The organism is Rathayibacter sp. CAU 1779, from assembly GCF_054551755.1.
Genome location: NZ_JBTOLK010000004.1, coordinates 59,820 through 78,111, shown reverse-complemented (window position 1 = coordinate 78,111; position 18,292 = coordinate 59,820). Strand labels below are relative to the sequence as shown.

Below are 18,292 nucleotides of genomic sequence, written 5' to 3'. Positions count from 1 at the left end.
GCCCGCACCGTCAAAGCCCCCGACCCGAAGGATCACCGCAATGCGCCGCTCACTGAAGCTCAAGTCCATGTCGTCGCTCGTCGCGGCGGCAGCACTCGTCGCCGGACTCGCTGCCTGCACGTCCACCGCATCCGCAGACACGACGCCGTCGAGCTCGGCCATCTCTGCCGACCGTTGCGCGAAGAACAAGGCGGCCGGCACCGTCAACTACCTCTCCGGCTATCAATTCCAGTCGTCCGCGTCGATCCTCGAATACGTCGCGGCCAGCAAGCTCGGCTACTTCAAGGACCTCTGCCTCGACGTGCAGCTCAAGCCAGGCAGCGGAGACACCGCCCAGAACACGAAGCTGCTGGCCAGCGGACAGGCCACCGTGGCCGCCGTCTCGGAGCAGGACATCATCCAGGCCAGGGCGAACGGCATCGCCATCACGGGCATCTCGTCGTATTCGAACGCCGGGCTCGACATCCTGATGACCAACAAGGACATCACCAAGCTCACCCAGCTCGACGGACAGGTCGTGGGACACAAGGGATACGTTCCCGCCGCGGTCGAAGCCATGCTCGTGAAGGCGGGGGTGAGCTGGGACTCCCTCAAGCTCGTCAAGGAGGGGTACGACCCCACCGTGCTGACACGCAAGCAGGACGGCCTCGAAGCGCTCACCGGCTTCATCTCCAACGAGCCGAACCAGCTCGCGGCGGCCGGTCACAAGGTGACCGTGTGGCAACCCGTGAAGTACGGCATCCCGAGCTCCCTCGGCGCCATGGCGGTGAACCCCGCGTTCGCGAAGGCGCACCCCACGGCGGTGCAGGACGTGCTGCGCGCCGCCCTGCACGCCTATGACTACTGCAGCTCGAGCGACGCCCATGTGAAGGAGTGCGTCGGCTACGCGGCGCAGCTCTCCGGCAGCACATACGACAAGAACCTCAACGCCACCATCTGGAAGACGGAAACCAAGGTGGTCGCCGACAACCCCACGCCGGATCAGCCGCTCGGCGGCATCGACCCGAAGAACGTGACAAAGCTCGTCGACATGCTCAAGCAGTTCGAGATCATCCCGTCGTCGCTCTCCTCGAAGACCGCTGCCGGATGGTTCGACGACTCCTACATCACGGCCGTCTACCGGGACGGCAAGCTCGCCTGGCCCGCGTCATGACGACGGACCGGCCCGCCAGACCAGCACCCCACGAGGAAAGAAGCGATATGCCCAGCAAGGAATACGGGATCTTTCTCCCGATCGGCAACGGCGGATGGATGCTCTCCAGCACCGCCCCGCACCCCGAGGCCAGCTACGCCTGGAACAAGCGTGCGGCACTCAACGCCGAGGCCATCGGACTCGACTTCATCATGTCGATGGCCAAGTGGCGCGGATTCGGCGGCGAGACCGACCACTGGGGTCGCTCGCTGGAGTCGATGACCATGATGTCTGCGCTTGCCGAGGCGACCAGCACGGTGAAGATCTGGGCGACGATGCACGCGAACATCCACAACCCGGCGGTCGCAGCCAAGATGTACACCACACTGCAGGACATCTCGCGGGGCAGAGCGGGCATGAACATCGTGAACGGCGCGTATTCGGCCGAGTTCCAGCAGTTCGGCATGTGGGACGCCGAGCTCAGCCACGCCGACCGGTACGTCATGACCGAACAGTGGACCGAAGCGGTGATGCGGCTGTGGAAGGAGGACTCCGTCACCATGCACACGCCGTTCTTCGATCTCGTCGATTGCGAGTCGCGCCCGCACCCGGCATCGACGCCCACCATCATCAGTGCGGGCAAGTCGGAAGACGCCCGCAAGTTCCAGGCCAGATACGCGGACGGCGCGTTCCTCGCCGGCGACACGCTGGAGGAGATGCGCGAGCTCTCCAGCGACGTGCACGAGCGTGCCGCCTCGTACGGTCGCAGCTGCAAGACGTACTCGATGCTCACGGTGGTGCAGGCCGACACGGATGCCCTCGCCGAGCAGAGAGTCGTCGAGTGGGGAGCGGGAGTCGACCGCGAGGCGCTGGCCCTCATGCGAGCGTCCTGGGGCGTTCCGGAAGACCAGGCACGCGCGTGGGCGGCGGGCGCGGTCGGGGAGGCCGCGTTCCAGACCCCGTATGTCGCGGGCTCGGCCGAGACCGTGCTCGACCACATCGAGTACATCGTGCGGGAGGCCGACCTCGACGGGCTCATGCTCATCTTCCCCGAGTACGACGACGACATCCTCGAATTCGGCCGCACCGTGCTGCCCGTCCTGCGCGAGCACGATCTGGCAGGTGTGCGATGACCGCGCCGACGGCGACCGACCCCCGGCTGGCCGCCCTCATCCAGAGCAAAGCCGTTCCCGCACTCGTCGTGGTGGATGTGCAGTACGACTTCGCCGATCCCGCACGACTGGGCATGTACGAGCCCACGCAGGAGGGCCTGGACGCCGTCGCCGGCGCCGTGCGCGGCGTCGCCGACCTGGTGAACGCTGCGCGTGAGCTCGGCGTGGCGGTCGTGTGGGTGGAGCTCGGCAGCGATCCGTCGTTCCCGTGGCGGTCGAGTACGTGGCTGCGCGGTGGCGAATACACCGGCGCGATGCCTCAGGACGAGCCGTGCAAGGTCGGAACGCAGGGGGCTGAGTGGTTCGGCGTTCAGCCCGCGCCCGGCGAGGCGCGGATCGTGAAGCCGCACTACAGCGGATTCCTCGGCACCGGGCTCGCCGACCGGCTGCGCATCGCGGGCTACGAATGGCTCACCGTGGTCGGCCTCACCACCGAATGCTGCGTTGCGGCGACGGCCGAGGACGCCATGCAGCTCGGCTGGCCCGTCACCATCTCCTCCGACGCCACGGCCGCCTACGACCTCGACGTGAACGCGGCCGCGCTGCGCACTCTCGCCATCAACGTGGGGGTCGTGTGCTCCTCCGCCGACATCGTCGACAGCTGGAAGCAGGTTCTCGCGTGAGCGGCATGCACATCGCCTACGACCTCTCGTTCACTCACACCGAGGGCCGCTGGCGGCTTCCCGGCAGCTGGGTGGGCAGGTCGTTCCCTGACGTGCGCATGTACATGGAGCTCGCCCAGACCGCCGAGCGCGCCGGGGTCGACATGCTGTTCTTCGGCGACGGGTCCGGCATCCCGAGCACGTGGCGCGGCGGCATCGACGCAGCGGTGGAGTGGGGCATCCAGTGGCCACGGCAGGACATGTCCCCGGTCATCGCCGCCATGTCGACGGTGACGGAGAGCATCGGGTTCGGGCTGACGTATTCCTCCACGTTCATGCATCCGTTCTATGTGGCGAGGCTGCTCAACTCGCTCGACCATGTGACCGGTGGTCGCATCGCGTTCAACGTCGTCGCCTCCAGCAGGGGAGCGGATGCAGCCAACTACGGTTACGCGCACCTGGTCGACCACGACCTGCGGTACGAGCGCATGGAGGAGTTCGTCGCGGTGTGCAAGGCGCTGTGGGACTCCGTGGCCCCCGACGCGATCGTCGCCGATCCCGAGTCTGGCCGATTCGCGGACCCGGAGAAGGTGCACGCCATCGACCACGCGGGCGAGTTCTTCACCGTGCGAGGGCCGCTGGCGTCGGTGCCGAGCCCGCAGCGGCATCCGGTGCTCGTGCAGGCGGGCAACTCGCCGCGCGGCATCGCCGCCTCCGCAGCATTCGCCGACGTGGTCTTCGGCTTCGGAGGCAGCCTCGGCGGGCAGCTGCGGCACCGCAGGATGCTCGACGAGGCCCTGTGTGCGCAGGGTCGCGACCCGCAGTCGGTGGGCATCCTGTGGGCGACGCAGGTGATCGTGGGCAGCACGCTCGCCGAGGCGGAAGCGCGCAGAGACGCTGTGCTCGCGTTCTGGAACGAGGAGGCGGTGGGCGCGTACATCTCTCACAACTCCGGATTCGACTTCTCCCGGCTGCCCGCCACGTTCACGCTCGGGGAGGTGCACGAGCAGATCGTGGCCTCGCAGGCGAGCCCCGGTGGGTTGGTCGGCACGCTCGTCGACGAGTTCGGCCCCGACCACGAGCTGACCAGGGACGAGTTCTTCGAGCACGGCCGGCGCTCGGCGACCGGGCTCGACCACACGGTGATCGGTGACGCTGCGCAGGTGGCGGATCACCTCGAGGCCAACTTCGAGCAGACAGGATCCCGCGGCGGCTACATGCTGATCAGCCCATTGGGAATGCCGTCGGGCTTCGCCGACCTGAGCGAGCACCTTCTGCCGGAGTTGCGCAGGCGCGGTGCACTCGCCCCGCGCTATCCGGGTCCCACGCTGCGCGAGAACCTGGCGGCGTGAGGTGACCGTCGGCACACGCGAGAACTGGGTGGCGCTCGGAGCGCTCTGCCTGGGGTTCTTCATGCTGATGCTCGACAGCACCATCACCTCGGTGGCGTTGCCGGCGATCAAGACCGACCTGCACACCTCGAGCACGACCGCGATGTGGCTCAACAGCGCGTACCTGATGGCCTACGGGGTACCCCTGCTGGTGACCGGGCGGCTCGGCGACCGCTGGGGTCATCGTCGCCTGTACCTCGGCGGACTGGCGGTCTTCGTCGCCGGTTCCCTGCTCTGCGCTCTCGCACCGACCGCGCCGGCGCTCATCGGCGCCCGCGTGCTGCAGGGAATCGGCGCGGCGATCATCACGCCGCAGTGCCTCGTCATCATCCGTGGTCTGTTCCGCAGGGAGCGTGTCGCCGCAGCGCTCAGCGTGTGGAGCGGTGTCGGCGGGGCGGCGACCGTCGCCGGTCCGCTCGTCGGTGGCGCGATCCTCGCGGTCTCCGACTGGCGCGCTGTCTTCTGGGTGAACGTGCCCATCGGCGTCCTCGCCTTCGTCGCCGTGCGGATGCTCGTGCCCGCCACCCGCGGACCCCGCGTCCGACTCTCGCTGGGCGCGCTCGCCGCCTGTCTCCTCGGTGTGGGGGCCGTCCTGATCGGCATTCAGGGGGTGGACGGTGGACCGAATGCGTTCGGCGTTCCACGGTGGTGCTGGTGCGTCGCCGGTGCACTCGTCGTCGTCGCGGTCGTGGTCGGCCAGCGCAGGCAGGGTGTATCCGCGCTGCTCCCCATGTCCATCCTGCGCCGCAGGTCACTCGCTTTCGCGTCCGCGGGAGCGGCGTTCGCATCCTTCGCGGTCGGGTCTGCACCCATTCCGCTCATGCTCGATCTTCAGGACCGCCGCGGGCTCGACCCCCTCTCCGCCGCCGTCGTCCTGCTCCCGATGGGGGTTATGTGCGTGGCGTTCGTGCCCGTTGCAGCGCGGCTGACCGCGAGGGCCGGCATCCGGATGTCGGGTGCTCTCGGCGGCACGATGCTCGCGGCCGGGCTGGTCGCGGCAGCCGTGCTCCTCGCTGTGGACGCGCCACTGTGGACGGTCTCCGCCGCCTTCGCCGTCTTCGGTGCGGCGAACTCCCTGGTGTGGGCGCCGTTCTCGGTGGCGGCGGTCGCCGACGCACCGTCCGCGCTCGCCGGAGGCGCGTCATCCGTCTTCAACACGGTCAAACAGCTCGGTGCCGCCGTCGGCAGTGCCGTCACCGCCAGCGTGCTGGCCGTGACGTCCGATGCGGCGACGCTCGGTGTGATCGCAGTCGTCGCCGTACTGGCGGTCCCGTCTGCGCTGAGCATGCTGCCCCGGTCGGCACGGCTCCCGGTCGTGCGATCCGGACTCGTCGTGCACGGTGCGGGCGAGGGCACCGGACTCGGATATGCCACCGCGAACCTTCAGCCGGATGGGCGCGCTCCGCTGCCGCCGGACGGCGTGTACCTCGGCACGTTCACGCTCGACGAATGGGCATCGCCCCGTGACGCCCTCATCTCGGTCGGCAGCAACGAGACCTTCGTCGGTCGTCGCCGAACGCTCGAAGCGCACGTGCTCGACTTCGAGGGCGACCTCTACGACCGGGCGGCGCGAGTCGAACTGCGCCGGTTGCTGCGAGCTCAGACGGCGTTCGACGAGGTGGCCGACCTCGTCGCCGCCATGCGGAGAGACGAAGCGGATGCCCGCGACATCCTGGCCGCGTGCTCGTGCGACCGCGCCGCCCGTGATGTCCCATCCGTCCGCGCCCTGCCGTCAGCAGCCGTCCCCACGATGGCCGCGGTCCCCGCCCCGACAACCAGAGAGGCACAACGATGACAACAGCAGCCCTCCTCATCGGCAACCCGAAGCCGAACTCCCGCACCAGGGACGCCGCGGAACGCCTGGCTGCTGCGCTGCACGCCGACGCCACGGTCATCGAGCTGTCCGCGCTCGGTGCCGGGTTGCTCGGCTGGGGCGACCCGGATGTCGCATCCGCGGTCGCAGCGACGCAGGAGGCGGATATCGTGATCGCCGCGTCGCCCACCTTCAAGGCGACCTACAGCGGCCTGCTCAAGGTGTTCCTCGACCAGTTCGCCACGGCGACCGGACTCGCCGGCCGCGTCGGCATCCCGCTGATGCTCGGCGGCGGCCCCGCGCACGCGCTCGCACCAGAGCTGCTGCTCAAGCCCGTGCTCGTCGAACTCGGCGCCTGCTGCCCGACGGCCGGCCTCTATCAGCTCGATTCCCGTTACGCCGACGACGACTCCCTGCAGATATGGGTGGACCGTTGGGCCGCCACCGTGCTGACACTGGCGACGAGCAGCGCGTCGATGAGCGCCGCGGGGACGAGCACCGTCATGGCGGGAGGACGGGCGTGAGCATGACAGCCGAATTCGTCAACGACCCGGTGCGCATGCGGGATGCCTTCGACGGTTTCCCGTCCGGCGTCGCCGCCATCGCCGCCGTGCGAGCGGGGATGCCAACGGTGATGGTCGCATCCTCGTTCTCCGTCGGGGTGTCACATGAACCGCCCATGGTGTCGTTCGCCGTGCAGCGGGCGTCGACGACGTGGCCGATGCTGGCCGCGGAATCCACCATCGGCATCTCCGTGCTGGGCGAGCGCCACGTCGACATCACCAGGCAGCTGGCCTCACGCGACCACGCCAACCGCCTGAACGGCATCGACTGCACCGTCGCCGATTCCGGAGCCCTGTTCATCGACGATGCTCCGGTGTGGCTGGAATGCATCGTGGAGCACACCTATCCGGCGGGCGACCACGACATCATCGTGCTGCGCGTGCTCGCCATCACGAGCGACGACGCGGGCAGCCCTCTGGTGTGGCACAGACATGCCTTCAAAGTCGTCGGCGGCTGACGCGGCCGGACACGTACGTGGCGCTCCGGGTTCCGCTCGCCCCTGACGCCGACGTCGTACCGGGGTCACCGCCTTAAGCTGTGCCTCATGCCGACCGCCGCCGCTGCGCCCCGCGGGCGCAGCCTGACCTTGACGGCTGCGGCGTGCGGCGTCGTCGCGGCGCTCGCCGGCTGGGCGGTCGCCGAGGTGCTCGCGGTGTTCGTGGGGGCGGCATCGAGTCCGCTCTTCGCGGTCGGATCCTGGGTGATCGACCTCACGCCTCCCGGCTTCAAGCAGCTGGTCATCGGGCTTTTCGGCACGGGCGACAAGGTGTTCCTGTTCGTCTGCCTCGGCATCCTTGTGGTCGTCCTCGCCGGAGTCGCCGGCATCCTGGAACTGAAGCGCCGACCGTTCGGTGCCGTACTGCTCGGCGTTGTGGGGGTCATCGCGCTGATCGCCGTGATGACCCGAGCGGATGCCACCTACTGGTGGCTCCTGCCGACCGTCGCCGGCTCGCTCGTCGGCGTCTACGTGCTCGTGCGGATGCTGGACCGCCTGCGCGAGTGGAGCCGCGCATCCGAGCCGTCGCGGGTGCCTGGCAAGGGGGCTGGACCGGCCAGACGATCCTTCCTGGCGTTCGGGATCGGCATCGGGGCGGTTGCCCTGGTCGCCGGCGTCGTCGCACGCACGATCAATGCCGGAAGCGTGGCGATCGCGTCCGCGCGCGCGATGGTGCGGCTGCCGAAGCCGGTGAAGGCGGCGCCTGAGATCCCGGCCGGAGCCGATCTGAAGCTCGCCGGACTCACGCCGTATGTCACGCCGAACGGTGACTTCTATCGCATCGACACGGCACTGCAGGTGCCGTCGATCGATCCGGACACATGGAAGCTGACGATCGGCGGCATGGTGGAGAAGCCCGTCACGCTCACGTTCGCTGAGCTTCTGGCCTTGCCGCTGGAGGAGCACGTGATCACGCTCGCCTGCGTCTCCAATGAGGTTGGGGGAGACCTGGTCGGCAATGCCACCTGGCTCGGGTACCCGGTGCGCAAGCTGCTGGCTCGCGCGAGACCGACGGGATCCGCCGACATGGTGCTCTCGAGAAGTGTCGATGGGTTCACCGCCGGCACACCCCTGAGCGTGCTCACCGACCTGGGAACGGATGCTCTCATCGCCGTCGGCATGAACGGCTCGCCTCTGCCCCTCGAGCACGGGTTCCCGGTGCGGATGGTGGTGCCCGGCCTCTACGGGTACGTGTCGGCCACCAAGTGGCTGACCGAGCTCACGGTGACCCGGTTCGACCGGGCCCAGGGCTACTGGACCGACAAGGGATGGTCGGTCAAGGGTCCGGTCAAGACGGCCTCGCGCATCGACCGTCCGCGCGAGGGCGCGACCGTCAAGCCCGGCCGCTATGCGGTGGCCGGTGTCGCCTGGGATCAGCACACCGGCATCCGCTCGGTTCAGGTGCGCGTCGACAACGGACCCTGGAACGAAGCCCGTCTTGCGGAGACGGTCTCGGCCGACACCTGGCGCCAGTGGGTGTGGGAGTGGGATGCCACCCGCGGCGACCACACCCTCCAGGTGCGGGCGACGAACGAGGACGGTTCGACGCAGACATCCGCGACCGCCCCGCCCGCACCGAACGGCGCCACCGGGTGGCATACCGTCACGATGAAGGTCGGATGATCACACCGTCTGCGGCACCGGCTCGCCCGGCCACAGCAGGCGGTACTGCGCCTCGTACTCGTCCGCCCGGTTCGCTCCGGCCGACCGTCGGATGATGCACGAGTGTCGTCGATCATCCGTGTTATATTGTTACCATGGTAACAGTTGAGAGGACGCAGACCGGACTCCGGATCGAACGGAGCACCTTGAAGGTGCTCAAGGGGCTCGCGGAGTACCTCGACATGCCGTTGGGGGAACTCGTGGAGGGAATCGTGCTGCACGCTTTCGAGGGCACGGCGCCGTTCGGATCCGAGACGCTCGCGAAGATCGCCCAGCTCAGCGAGGTCTACGGACTGACCCTCACCGCTGCGGACGCGCACACTCTCACGGAGACGTCATGACCACCCGCACACATCGACTGGCCGGCAGCATCCGCGTGCCTCTGGCCATCGCGGATGCCTTCCCGCTCTTCACCCCCGAAGGGGAGCGCGAGTGGGCGCACGGGTGGGATCCACACTTCCCGGACGGACACGACGAATCGGAGCCCGACGCCCAGCAGCGCGACGACACCGAGCCAGGCACGGTCTTCGAAACGGACGCTCACGGCTGGCGCACGACCTGGGTCGTGACGGCACGCGACCGCCCGGTGCACATCTCCTACGCACGGTTCACCGCGGAGGATCGCGCAGGTACTGTCACCGTCAGGCTCGCACAGCCTGCTGACGGTTCCGGCGCCAGCGCCGAGTCGACAGACGTCGAGGTCACGTACGTGTTGACGGCGCTCGGTCCATCCGCCGAGGCGGAGCTGCGGCGGTTCGCGGATGGTTTCGCCGAGTATCTGCGGTCCTGGGAGCATGCGATCGCGGAGCTCGTGGCGCGGCGCCGGTCATCCGACGCGGAGGCCTGACGCCGGCGACCGACCGAGTCGGCGCTTCGGGCGTTCGGTGGCGCCCTCGCGTGTCATCCGCTCGGGTGTTCGCCTTCGCCTTCGCCTTCGCCATCGCTATCGCTATCGCCCGAGTCGGCGCAGTGCGGCCGGTCGTGTGGCTCACGAGCTGGACCAGCCGGTCCAGCGGTCCGCCAGGATCTGGATGACCGGCCCTGCCGGACGGTGTTCGCGATACTGCGCATAGCGTTCGACGAGCAGGTCGACCGGATGCCGGAGCTCCTCGGCCGATGAGATCACGCGGGCGCTCCCGTCGACACGGACCCACCACAGAGCGTCCCAGTCGTCGTCGTAGTGGTGGACCAGCAGGGACACTCGCGGATGCTCTGTGATGTTGTGCAGCCGCTGCAGCCGGGTCGACGTCTTCGGCTTGTGGTCGACGGCGCTGTAAATGCGGTCGCCCTCGACCGCGAACGTGATGGGGACCACGTGCGGAGAACCGTTGTCGCCGACCGTGGCGAGCGTGGCGACGCGTGCGCTGCCCAGCCGGGCGCGTGCATCCGCGTCTGTCAGCCTCATGCTGACGATTGTCGTCCTGCGCGCGTCGAATCGACTCCGACGGGATCGCAGTGACACGGGCGTGAACGTCGCGGGGTCACCCCAGCTCGGCCCACCCCAGCTCGCCCAGTTCGGTTCAGCCCCGGTTCAGCCCCGGTCAATTCAGTTCGGCGGCGACCATCCGCATCGCGGCATCGGCGACTGCGGGTGTGGCGTCGAACGGCAGGGCGTGGCTGCTGCCGGGGACGGTGACGAGCTCGGAGCGCGGGATGAGGTCCGCGATCCTGCGGGCAGCGTCGCTGAAGACCGGGTCGCTCTGCTCTCCGGTGAGAACGCTCGTCGGAACGGCGATCGCCCGCAGCGCGTCACGATCGAGCTGTTCGCCGGCGCTCACCTCGCTCACGATCGACGGCCCGTCGCGACGCACATCCGCCTGCCATTCCTGGCCGGCGTCGACGTACGCGGACGATCCGTCCCGGCGTTGGAGCGCCCACCGCAGGAAGCGCTCGGCGCCGGATGACGCACGCCCGAACCGGCCGAGCAGCGTTGCGCCCCCGATGGCCGCGAGCATCGCCGGTCGCGGATGCTGCTTCGCCCGGAACGGAGGCTCGAGCAGCACCAGCCCCGACACCAGCTCCGGATGCAGGCACGCCAGTTCGGCGGCGATGACGGCGCCCATGCTCCATCCGACGAGCAACGCGGGACCCGCGTCGAGTCGCCTCAGCAGGGCTGCGGCATCGTCTGTGTGGCGGCGGGTGCCCTTCGGCGGCGGGGCCGGAGATGCCGCGAAGGAGCGTCGGTCGTAGTCGATGACGCGATGCGTCGCGGCAAGACGTTCCGGCAGGGATCCCCACAGGGCGGGCGCCGTGCCGTTGATCAGCAGGACCGTCGGCCCTCGACCTTGTTCGCGGACGGCCAGGCGCACGCCCCCCACGTCGACTCGCCGTTCGTCTCCGCGCTCGTTCATCGTCACCGACCCTCATTTCGTGAGACAGCGTGTACCGCGATAGTGCGACCTTAGGCACGGTCGCGTCGCGATGTCAATATTCGCGATACAGCACGTATCATGGATGCCGATGGCACGCACCTATCGCCTGAACAGGCGAGCCGACACGCAGGACGACACGCGGCAGCGGATCGTCGACACCGCGATCGAGCTGCACCAGACGATCGGACCGGCGGCCACGACGTTCAGCGAGATCGCTCGCCGCGCCGGCGTCGGCCGGGTGACGGTGTACCGGCACTTTCCGGACGAATCCGCGCTCGCCGCAGCCTGCAGCGGCCACTATTTCGAGCTGCACCCGGCGCCGGATCCCGCAGACTGGGAGCCCATCGCCGATCCGCTCGACAGGCTCCGCACGGCACTGACGGACGCGTACAGCTACCACCGCGAGACCGAGGACATGATCTCGAGGGCACTCGCCGATTCCCGGGACCAGCCGGTGATGGCGCCGTACCACGCGCACTGGCGGCATGCAGCGGATGTGCTCGTCGCCCCGTTCGGCGTTCGCGGCCGCCGCAAGACGCTGCTGCGCGCGGGGATCGCGCTGGCCATCGGTTTCGACACGTGGCGGACCCTGGTCAGGGATCAGGGGCTCGACGACGAGCAGGCGGTCAGGGTCGCGATGCGGCTTGCGGAGGAGAGGTCGGGCGGGTGATCTGGGGCGCGGTGCGCTGAGGGACGCGCTCTGAAACCATCCGTCCGTCGCTCGCGACAGACGGTTCGCGGCCTGACCGCTAGTCCGCGGCGCCCTCGCTGCCGACGCGGTAGTGCTCCAGCACGATGCCGGGCTCGAAGACCCTCGTCTCGACGAGTTCCAGCCGCGTCACCGCCTGGCTCGGTGGGAAGAACGGCGTGCCGCCGCCCAGCACGACCGGCGCACGAAAGAGGCGGATGTCGTCGACCATGCCGAGCTCGAACGCCTGGCTCGCGAGCTCAGCACCGCCGATCTCGACGTCCCGATCCGTGCTCGCGAGCATGCGCCGGATCTCCTCGCCGAGCGGCGCCGTCGCCATCCGGGCGTTTCCCGTCACCTTCATCGGCGATCGGCTGAACACGACTTTGGGAAGGCCGGTCCAGACATCCGCGAACTCGGTGAATGCGGGGGAGGAGCGCAGCGACGGATCCGTCTCCCACACCAGCATGGTCTCGTACAGGCGGCGGCCGATCAGGTGACCGCCGAGCCCTCGGACCCGGTCGAGGTGGAATTCGAACAGCTCGTCGCTCGGAGCGCTCCAGTCGATGCCGCCGTCGCGGTCCTTGACGAAGCCGTCCGCCGAAACGGTCATCGTGTAGATCACCATGGCGTGACGCTACCTCGTGCCGGCGACACGCTGCTGACGGCCGTGGCGAGGTCGCGGAACCGTTACGCAAGCGGCGCCGGCTGTGGCGCAGGAATGCGCAGCAGACGCTCGGCGTTTCGGTGCGAGATCTGGTCGCGCTCGGCGTCGGTCAGAGCGGCGGTGCGCAGGAACTCCGTCGCGACGGGGATCGACTCGAACGGATAGTCGGTGGCGAAGAGCACGCGATCGATGCCGAGCGCGTCGATCGCGCAGCGCAGCGGAGCATCGTCGCACACCCCGCTCGTGGTGACCCACAGGTTGCGGCGCAGATAGGCGGACGGATGCTCGAGCTCCAGCTCGACCCCGTGCCGATTGTGGAACTCCCAACGCGAGTCCAACCGCCACAGTGCGTACGGCAACCCCTCACCCATGTGGCCGATGAGCAGCTTCGCCCCGGGGAACCTGTCGAAGACGCCGCCGAAGACCAGACGCAGCACGTGCGTCGACGTGTCGATGCCCCAGCTCCACATCGGCCCGATGAGCTCCGGATGCCCGGACAGCACGTGCGCGACGTCCACGCCGTTCGCGGGGTGCAGGTAGAGGGGCACATCGAGCGCCTGCGCCCGCTCCCACACCACGTCGAGACGACGATCGTCGAGGTACACGCCCTGGGTGTGCGCATTGACGAGAGCACCGTGGAAGCCGAGTTGCGTGATGGCGCGTTCCAGCTCGTCTGCCGCGGATTCCGGATCCTGCAGCGCGATGGCAGCGAAGCCGCGGAAGCGGTCGGGTCGATCGGCGATGACGCCGGCCAGGAAGTCGTTGACCGTTGCCGACGCGCGGGTGGCGATGCGGGCATCCGGTTCGGCTTGGATCCCCGGTGCGTTCAACGACAGGACTTGGAGGTCGAGGCCGGAGGCGTCCATCTCTGCGATGCGCTCGTCGAAGAGGTCAAGCAGGCGGCGTCCCGCCTCCTCCCACTTCGCGGGCTGCGCGATGCTCTTCGCGGATGCCCCATAGCCGACGAGCTCCGGGGTGACGAAGTGTTCTTCCAGTCCGATCGTGCGCATTGCGTCCTCCTTGTCGCGGATGCCCGGGCGGCGTGATCACGCGCGTCGCCCGATCGGGTCGGCCGCCGCTGTGCCTCGTGCACGGTCGCGACCTCGAGGCGAGGCGTTCTGCACAAGGCGCCGAATGGTTCACGCATAAGCATTGCATTTATGAATAGTGAATCCTAGAGTCGCTGGCACGAGTTCCGGTGAAGCCGCCGTGCGTTGCCGTGCAGGACCGGAACGAGCCGCATGACCCGGCGGCGGCACTCGCCGCATCGCCGCGTACCGGCACACGACGACGTGGAGGACGGATGACCGAGCACTTCGATGTGGCAGTGGTGGGCTGCGGGCCGGTCGGCATGAGCGCTGCCGCCCTCGTCGCACGCGCCGGACATCGGGTCGTCGTGCTCGAGCGCTACTCCGGGCTGTACAACCTGCCCCGCGCGGCGACGTTCGACGACGAGACGATGCGCACGTTCGACCGGCTCGGGCTCGCGGAGCGGCTTCTGCCGACCATCCATCACCAGCCGACCTATGAGTGGTGCAATGCTGCCGGCGACGTGCTGATCGAGTACGAATACGCGGCGGACGGCTGGAGCGGCTGGGCCGAGTGGTACCAGATGTACCAGCCCGACGTCGAGGACGCCCTGTTCGCGGCATGCACAGGCGCCGGCGTCGAGGTGCGGTTCGGGGCTGAGGTCACCGGCTACAAGCAGGATGACGCCGGCGTCACCGTGCTCAGCACCGCCGGCGACGTGCGCGCGTCGTATGTGATCGCGGCCGACGGCGGCAACGGGCTCAGCCGCGACGCGATCGGTGCGCGGCTGGAGGACTTCGGATTCGCCGAGCCCTGGATGGTCTGCGACTTCCGTTACGGGACCAACCCTGGGGTGCCGATGGCGCGTCAGGTGGGCGACCCCGAGCATCCGACCTCGGTCATCGCGCTCGGACCTCAGCACCACCGCATCAGCTTCATGCTCGACTCCATCGAGGACTTCCCCGTGGAGAGCGTGCCGGAGCGCGTCTGGGAGCGCGCGGCTCCGTACATCGCGGAGGGCGACGCTGAGCTGATCCGTGTGGCCACCTACACGTTCCGGTCGCTGCTGGCTGACAGCTGGCGCGACCGCCGCATCCTGCTGGCCGGAGACTCCGCCCACCAGATGCCGCCGTTCCTGGGGCAGGGCATGTGCTCGGGCATCCGCGACGCCCAGAACCTCGCGTTCAAGCTCGACCTCGTGCTGGGCGGGCGCTCCGGCGACGACCTGCTCGACACCTACCAGACCGAGCGGATGCCGCACGTCACCGCGATCATCCGCAAGGGCATCGAGCTCGGCAGGCTCCAGACCATCCGCGACCCGAAGGCTGCACAGGAGCGCGACAGGAGGCTGCTCGCGCAACGCGGCGAGGCCGGCGCGACCGAGAAACTCCGGCTGCCCGATCTCGGCGACGGATTCTTCGCGAATGCGTCCGGCAGCGCATCCCTCATGCCGCAGGGACGCATCGCGCGCGGCGGCGCCGTCGCTCGCTTCGATGCGCTCACGAATCCGGGTTTCCAGCTCATCGTGCGCGACGAGCCACGACTCGCCGACGCGGTGATCGAGCGAGCACGAGCGCTGGTGGACGACGTCGTGACCGTCTCTCCCGTCGACGACGTCGACGGCATCTACTCGGCGTGGTTCGACGACCACGACGCCTGGGCCGTACTCGTGCGTCCCGACGCCTATGTGTTCGGATCGTCCGCCGATCCCGCCGGCCTTGTCGAACTGCTCGATCGGCTCGAGCACACCGTGCGCCCCGCCCTTCCACAGGGCACCGCGCCTTTGGAGACTGCTCGGTGATCCGCCAGTGAGTCGTGCTCCGCGGGCACCCCTGATTCGTCACCACCCGAAACGAAGAGTCACAACAAGATCGGAGTCATCATGAGCATCGATACGGCGCAAAGAAGCGTCGACGACGCGGATGCCGCATCCGCCATCGCCGTCACGCACTGGATCGGCGGTGAGCGTGTCGCCTCGGGCGGCACGTCCATCAGCATCAATCCCGCCACCGGCGAAGCGATCGGCACGTACGCGGACGCCGACGAGGCAACGGGGCAGGCGGCGATCGACGCCGCAGCGAAGGCGTTCGCCGACACCGAGTGGCGACTCGATCCGTTCCTGCGGGCCAACGCGCTGAGCCACCTCGCCGACGTCTACGTCAGCCGCATGGACGACATCATCGCCACGCTGTGCCGGGAGAACGGCAAGCTCGCCGGCGAAGCCGGCTACGAGGCGCACTTCATCCCGCGCGCCCTGCGCTTCGCGTCTGGCCTTGCGATGCATCCGCATGGTCGCGCCACCGACACGATGCCCGGCCAGCAGGCCATCTCCATCCGGCAACCGGTCGGCGTCGCGGGCCTGATCGTGCCGTGGAACTCGCCCGCCTACCTCTCCGTTCGTGCCCTCGCCCCAGCGCTCGCCGCCGGATGTACCGTTGTGCTCAAGCTGCCCGGCCAGGCAGCCCAGACCGCCTCCCTGATGAGCGAGATCTTCGCAGCGGTGCCGGAGTTCCCTGGGGGAGCGGTCAACATCGTGGTCGAGTCGGGCTCGGATGTGGCCAAGCTGCTCGTCTCTTCGCCGCAGGTTCCGGTGGTCAGCTACACGGGCAGCACGGCAACCGGTCGGATCATCGCCCAGGCCGCGGCCCCGCACTTCAAGAAGGTCGGGCTTGAACTCGGCGGCAAGACGCCGCACCTGGTGTTCGCCGACGCCGACATCCCTCTTGCAGTGGGCACCGCCGTCGCCTCCAGTACCGTCTTCGCCGGGCAGTTCTGCATGACCGGCAGCCGCATCCTCTTGCAGCGCGAGATCGCCGACCAGTACATCGAGGCGCTCGCTGGTGCACTGAGCTCGGTGAAGCCGGGACCGGCGTCCGACCCGGACAGCCAGATCGGCCCGCTCATCGACAAGGCTTCCGTTGCGAGGGTCGACGCCGCCGTCGAGGAGGCCATCGCGGCGGGCGCCCGCGTGATCGTGCGCGGCGGACCGAGCACGGATCCGGCGCTCGCAGGCGGCGCGTTCTACCATCCGACGCTGCTCGCGGTGGACGACTCGACGCTTCCGATCGTGCAGAAGGAGACGTTCGGCCCGGTCCAGACCGTGCAGGTCTTCGACACCGAGGACGAGGCGATCGAGCTGGCCAACGACACCGAATACGGGCTCAGCGCGTGCGTCTGGACCAGGGATGCCGATCGCCCGATCCGCGTCGCCCGTCGCCTCGACGCCGGTCTCATCTCCGTCAACAGCTGGGCCAACCTCACGATCGAGTTCGAGGAGGGCGGCTTCAAGTCCAGCGGTCTGGGCCGTCTCGGCGGACTCGCCAGCGTCGAGGATTTCCTGGAGTTCAAGCAGATCACGCAGAACTACGCGGAAGCCGGCTGATGACCGCCGTCTCGACCGACAGACGTGTCACCACCCGGCTCACCGAGCCGAGCCTTCTCGTCATCGCGGTGGCGTTCTCTCTGCTCGAGGGCTACGACCTGGGATGCTTCGGCGTCACCGTGCCTTCGCTGCTCGCCGACACGTCGCTCGGCTTCACCACAGCGCTGGCCGGCGTCATCGGCTCCATCACCGTGCTCGGGATGCTCGTGGGCGCCGCAGCCTCCGGCGCAACCATCACGAGATGGGGTGCCCGCCGGCTGGTGCTGATCAGCGTCATCGTGTTCTCGGCCGGCATGCTGATCTGCGTCGTCGCTCCGTCCGCCGGGATCTTCGCGGCAGGCCGTGCGATCGTCGGAATCGGTCTCGGCGTGATCCTGCCAACGCTGCTCGGTTACGTCGCCGACCTATCGAGACCCGAGAAGCGCAGCCGCAACATCGGCATCACGATGTCCGGCTACGCCATCGGCGGTCTCGTGGTTCCGCTGATCGGCGCCGCGTTGTTGCCGGCGCAGTCGTTCCGCTGGGTGTACCTGATCGGCGTGATTCCCGCACTCATCGCGCTGCCTTTCGCGGCTCGACTGTTCCCGGAGAGCCCGGTGCACCTGGTGCGCACCGGTCGCACGGCCGACGCGGAGGTGCTCACCTCGACCATGGGCATCCCGCTGCCGGCGATCACGGAGAAGAAGGGCAAAGGCGACGGATTCGGTCTCAAGCCCCTGTTCCAGCGCGGGGTGTGGCCGGCGACGATCCTCTTCTGGCTCACCGCCGGATGCGGGCTGCTGCTCGTGTTCGGCATCGGCACCTGGCTGCCCACCATCATGCAGAAGGCCGGCTATCAACTCGGATCGGCGCTGCTTCTCACCGCGGTGATGTGGACGGGAGCCGGGGTGGGCATGGTTCTCGGCGGCCGCGTCGCCGACGCGCTCGGTGCGAAACCGGTCGTGGTCGTGGCATTCCTGATCGGGTCGGTGAGCCTGGTGCTCATGGCGCAGCGTCCGAACGTGGTGCTGCTGCTCGTGCTGATGTTCGTCAGCGGATTCGGATTCATCGGGTCCCAGGCGCTCGTCAACGCGTACATCCTCAGCCGCTATCCCGACGATCTCCGGGCGACCGGCCTGAGCTGGGCGCTTGCCGCCGGGCGACCGGGCGGCATGATCGGTCCTCTCCTCGGCGCGTGGGTGCTCACGTCGGGGCTCCCTGTGCAGTGGAACTTCTACGCCTTCGCGATCGTCGGTGCTGTTGGCGCAGTGCTCGCCGTGCTGGTCCCGAGGATCGTGCGACGAGCATCCTGAGCCCATGAAGCCCGCCGTCTCGGTTCCTCC

General features: G+C 68.7%; 18 protein-coding genes. 14 read left to right on the top strand and 4 right to left on the bottom strand.

The window, feature by feature from the left end; genetic code table 11:
- Positions 1-40: 40 nt before the first annotated feature.
- From ACX9R5_RS16635 to ACX9R5_RS16590, 10 genes are all read left to right on the top strand, one after another.
- The gene (locus ACX9R5_RS16635; protein ID WP_459410170.1) at positions 41-1,153 is read left to right on the top strand and encodes an ABC transporter substrate-binding protein; all 1,113 of its coding nucleotides are present in this window, start codon (positions 41-43) and stop codon (positions 1,151-1,153) included.
- 47 nt (positions 1,154-1,200) lie between these two features.
- Positions 1,201-2,265, top strand: a complete 1,065-nt coding sequence (locus ACX9R5_RS16630) for an LLM class flavin-dependent oxidoreductase (protein ID WP_459410169.1) — start codon at positions 1,201-1,203, stop codon at positions 2,263-2,265.
- A complete protein-coding gene (locus ACX9R5_RS16625) occupies positions 2,262-2,927 on the top strand; it encodes a cysteine hydrolase family protein (protein WP_459410168.1) in 666 nt (221 codons plus the stop codon). Before ACX9R5_RS16630 ends, ACX9R5_RS16625 begins: the two co-directional genes overlap by 4 nt.
- A gap of 5 nt (positions 2,928-2,932) precedes the next feature.
- On the top strand, positions 2,933-4,258 hold the full coding sequence (locus tag ACX9R5_RS16620) for an NtaA/DmoA family FMN-dependent monooxygenase (protein WP_459410369.1): 1,326 nt from the start codon (positions 2,933-2,935) through the stop codon (positions 4,256-4,258).
- A gap of 1 nt (position 4,259) precedes the next feature.
- Positions 4,260-6,092, top strand: a complete 1,833-nt coding sequence (locus tag ACX9R5_RS16615) for an MFS transporter (RefSeq protein WP_459410167.1) — start codon at positions 4,260-4,262, stop codon at positions 6,090-6,092.
- Positions 6,089-6,634: an NADPH-dependent FMN reductase gene (locus ACX9R5_RS16610; protein WP_459410166.1), complete on the top strand. Its 546-nt coding sequence runs from the start codon at positions 6,089-6,091 to the stop codon at positions 6,632-6,634. The genes ACX9R5_RS16615 and ACX9R5_RS16610 overlap by 4 nt, the downstream gene beginning before the upstream one ends.
- Positions 6,635-6,636: 2 nt before the next feature.
- Positions 6,637-7,131, top strand: coding sequence for a flavin reductase family protein (locus ACX9R5_RS16605; RefSeq protein ID WP_459410165.1), 495 nt, complete (start codon positions 6,637-6,639; stop codon positions 7,129-7,131).
- An 87-nt stretch (positions 7,132-7,218) separates the two neighbouring features.
- Positions 7,219-8,793, top strand: a complete 1,575-nt coding sequence (locus ACX9R5_RS16600) for a molybdopterin-dependent oxidoreductase (RefSeq protein WP_459410164.1) — start codon at positions 7,219-7,221, stop codon at positions 8,791-8,793.
- Between the two features lie 134 nt (positions 8,794-8,927).
- Complete coding sequence (locus ACX9R5_RS16595; RefSeq protein ID WP_459410163.1) at positions 8,928-9,173, top strand: hypothetical protein; 246 nt, start codon at positions 8,928-8,930, stop codon at positions 9,171-9,173.
- Complete coding sequence (locus ACX9R5_RS16590) at positions 9,170-9,679, top strand: hypothetical protein (RefSeq protein WP_459410162.1); 510 nt, start codon at positions 9,170-9,172, stop codon at positions 9,677-9,679. Before ACX9R5_RS16595 ends, ACX9R5_RS16590 begins: the two co-directional genes overlap by 4 nt.
- Positions 9,680-9,820: 141 nt before the next feature.
- Here ACX9R5_RS16590 and ACX9R5_RS16585 read toward each other — a convergent pair whose 3' ends face one another.
- Both ACX9R5_RS16585 and ACX9R5_RS16580 read right to left on the bottom strand, forming a co-directional pair.
- On the bottom strand, positions 9,821-10,237 hold the full coding sequence (locus ACX9R5_RS16585; RefSeq protein ID WP_459410161.1) for a TIGR03668 family PPOX class F420-dependent oxidoreductase: 417 nt from the start codon (positions 10,235-10,237) through the stop codon (positions 9,821-9,823).
- Positions 10,238-10,373: 136 nt separating this feature from the next.
- Positions 10,374-11,183 (bottom strand): alpha/beta fold hydrolase, encoded by an 810-nt coding sequence (locus ACX9R5_RS16580; protein ID WP_459410368.1) that lies wholly within the window; start codon positions 11,181-11,183, stop codon positions 10,374-10,376.
- A gap of 109 nt (positions 11,184-11,292) precedes the next feature.
- On the opposite strand from ACX9R5_RS16580, the gene ACX9R5_RS16575 reads away from it, so the two are divergent.
- Entirely contained in the window at positions 11,293-11,874 is a 582-nt protein-coding gene (locus tag ACX9R5_RS16575; RefSeq protein WP_459410160.1) for a TetR/AcrR family transcriptional regulator, read from the top strand.
- A 79-nt stretch (positions 11,875-11,953) separates the two neighbouring features.
- Here the strand turns inward: ACX9R5_RS16575 and ACX9R5_RS16570 are convergent, their stop codons facing one another.
- The gene (locus ACX9R5_RS16570; RefSeq protein WP_459410159.1) at positions 11,954-12,520 is read right to left on the bottom strand and encodes a dihydrofolate reductase family protein; all 567 of its coding nucleotides are present in this window, start codon (positions 12,518-12,520) and stop codon (positions 11,954-11,956) included.
- Between the two features lie 62 nt (positions 12,521-12,582).
- A complete protein-coding gene (locus tag ACX9R5_RS16565; RefSeq protein WP_459410158.1) occupies positions 12,583-13,569 on the bottom strand; it encodes an amidohydrolase family protein in 987 nt (328 codons plus the stop codon).
- Between the two features lie 293 nt (positions 13,570-13,862).
- Here ACX9R5_RS16565 and ACX9R5_RS16560 point away from each other — a divergent pair, with 293 nt between their 5' ends.
- The 3 genes from ACX9R5_RS16560 (at position 13,863) to ACX9R5_RS16550 (ending at position 18,262) form a co-directional block, all read left to right on the top strand.
- The gene (locus tag ACX9R5_RS16560) at positions 13,863-15,389 is read left to right on the top strand and encodes a bifunctional 3-(3-hydroxy-phenyl)propionate/3-hydroxycinnamic acid hydroxylase (RefSeq protein ID WP_459410157.1); all 1,527 of its coding nucleotides are present in this window, start codon (positions 13,863-13,865) and stop codon (positions 15,387-15,389) included.
- 81 nt (positions 15,390-15,470) lie between these two features.
- Positions 15,471-16,970, top strand: a complete 1,500-nt coding sequence (locus ACX9R5_RS16555) for an aldehyde dehydrogenase family protein (RefSeq protein ID WP_459410156.1) — start codon at positions 15,471-15,473, stop codon at positions 16,968-16,970.
- Complete coding sequence (locus ACX9R5_RS16550; protein WP_459410155.1) at positions 16,970-18,262, top strand: MFS transporter; 1,293 nt, start codon at positions 16,970-16,972, stop codon at positions 18,260-18,262. Before ACX9R5_RS16555 ends, ACX9R5_RS16550 begins: the two co-directional genes overlap by 1 nt.
- Positions 18,263-18,292: the final 30 nt, after the last annotated feature.

Excerpts from the sequence above, each read along its gene's own strand:
- ACX9R5_RS16635 (WP_459410170.1), top strand. The coding sequence starts at position 41 with ATGCGCCGCTCACTGAAGCTCAAGTCCATGTCGTCGCTCGTCGCGGCG.
- ACX9R5_RS16630 (WP_459410169.1), top strand. The coding sequence starts at position 1,201 with ATGCCCAGCAAGGAATACGGGATCTTTCTCCCGATCGGCAACGGCGGA.
- ACX9R5_RS16625 (WP_459410168.1), top strand. The coding sequence starts at position 2,262 with ATGACCGCGCCGACGGCGACCGACCCCCGGCTGGCCGCCCTCATCCAG.
- ACX9R5_RS16620 (WP_459410369.1), top strand. The coding sequence starts at position 2,933 with ATGCACATCGCCTACGACCTCTCGTTCACTCACACCGAGGGCCGCTGG.
- ACX9R5_RS16610 (WP_459410166.1), top strand. The coding sequence starts at position 6,089 with ATGACAACAGCAGCCCTCCTCATCGGCAACCCGAAGCCGAACTCCCGC.
- ACX9R5_RS16605 (WP_459410165.1), top strand. The coding sequence starts at position 6,637 with ATGACAGCCGAATTCGTCAACGACCCGGTGCGCATGCGGGATGCCTTC.
- ACX9R5_RS16600 (WP_459410164.1), top strand. The coding sequence starts at position 7,219 with ATGCCGACCGCCGCCGCTGCGCCCCGCGGGCGCAGCCTGACCTTGACG.
- ACX9R5_RS16595 (WP_459410163.1), top strand. The coding sequence starts at position 8,928 with ATGGTAACAGTTGAGAGGACGCAGACCGGACTCCGGATCGAACGGAGC.
- ACX9R5_RS16590 (WP_459410162.1), top strand. The coding sequence starts at position 9,170 with ATGACCACCCGCACACATCGACTGGCCGGCAGCATCCGCGTGCCTCTG.
- ACX9R5_RS16585 (WP_459410161.1), bottom strand. The coding sequence starts at position 10,237 with ATGAGGCTGACAGACGCGGATGCACGCGCCCGGCTGGGCAGCGCACGC.
- ACX9R5_RS16580 (WP_459410368.1), bottom strand. The coding sequence starts at position 11,183 with ATGAACGAGCGCGGAGACGAACGGCGAGTCGACGTGGGGGGCGTGCGC.
- ACX9R5_RS16575 (WP_459410160.1), top strand. The coding sequence starts at position 11,293 with ATGGCACGCACCTATCGCCTGAACAGGCGAGCCGACACGCAGGACGAC.
- ACX9R5_RS16570 (WP_459410159.1), bottom strand. The coding sequence starts at position 12,520 with ATGGTGATCTACACGATGACCGTTTCGGCGGACGGCTTCGTCAAGGAC.
- ACX9R5_RS16565 (WP_459410158.1), bottom strand. The coding sequence starts at position 13,569 with ATGCGCACGATCGGACTGGAAGAACACTTCGTCACCCCGGAGCTCGTC.
- ACX9R5_RS16560 (WP_459410157.1), top strand. The coding sequence starts at position 13,863 with ATGACCGAGCACTTCGATGTGGCAGTGGTGGGCTGCGGGCCGGTCGGC.
- ACX9R5_RS16555 (WP_459410156.1), top strand. The coding sequence starts at position 15,471 with ATGAGCATCGATACGGCGCAAAGAAGCGTCGACGACGCGGATGCCGCA.
- ACX9R5_RS16550 (WP_459410155.1), top strand. The coding sequence starts at position 16,970 with ATGACCGCCGTCTCGACCGACAGACGTGTCACCACCCGGCTCACCGAG.